The sequence below is a fragment of the Gluconobacter sp. R75690 genome (assembly GCF_015244525.1).
GTDB lineage: Bacteria > Pseudomonadota > Alphaproteobacteria > Acetobacterales > Acetobacteraceae > Gluconobacter > Gluconobacter potus.
The window spans coordinates 1-818 of the sequence record NZ_JABCQB010000050.1 but is presented as its reverse complement, the minus strand read 5'-3'; the positions used below and the strand labels follow the sequence as shown (position 1 = coordinate 818).

General features: G+C 52.6%; 1 pseudogene. It reads left to right on the top strand.

What is annotated here, in order from left to right:
- Positions 1–179: 179 nt before the first annotated feature.
- Positions 180–776, top strand: a pseudogene (locus HKD27_RS16275) (transposase); the annotation flags it as partial.
- Positions 777–818: the final 42 nt, after the last annotated feature.

Below are 818 nucleotides of genomic sequence, written 5' to 3'. Positions count from 1 at the left end.
GTCTCAGACGGCAGAAGAGGACCGATCAGCGCCCATTCCGCATCCGTCGCCCCGATCGTCTCGTCCAAAGCCATCTCCAAATGGCAGCGTTGAATCAATCTCGTGCACCCCTGTCAAGCTTTGTCCACGAGCGCTAGCTTGATGGCTTCTGTCTACCCGGGAAACAGAGATTCCGTTGTCAGAATTCACCTGATGGCCATGCCAGATTACTGGAAATACTTCAGGGTATGCCTGAAGGTCTCAAGGTTGGATTTGAAGCTACAGGCGGACAGGAATGGGCACTGTGGCACGTTCTCATAAGTATGGGAATCAATGCGGTCCAATTGCTACCAGCACAAATCAAGGCTTTCGCATTCTCCATGGGGAAAAGAGCGAAGACCGACCAGATCGACGCGGAACTGATTGCGCGCTTCATGGCGTTTTGCCCAGAGGCCAGCCGAACACTGCCAGATAAAAAACTTCAGCTTCTCCAGGCATTAACAGTTCGCAGAGCTCAGATGGTAGACGCGTGTAAACGACTTTCTGCCCAGATGGCGACGCGTCGCAAGCAGGGTGTAAGCGCTGAACTGGAGGATATGGACAGCAGTCTCAAAGCATTTCTTGAGAGCCAGATCAGCGAGCCCGAACAACGGATTGAAGGAGTCATTGCACAGGACAAAGAACTCTCTGCCAAAGCAGAACTTCTTCATTCCATCCCAGGTATCGGTCTAAGTCACGTTGACAAAAGAGCTGATCCAGAGCCTTGCGGCGGCGATATTGAGGAAACTCATGAATGACAAGGCGGTCTTGTCGTAACGGGCTGCGATGCGGCGCATCTG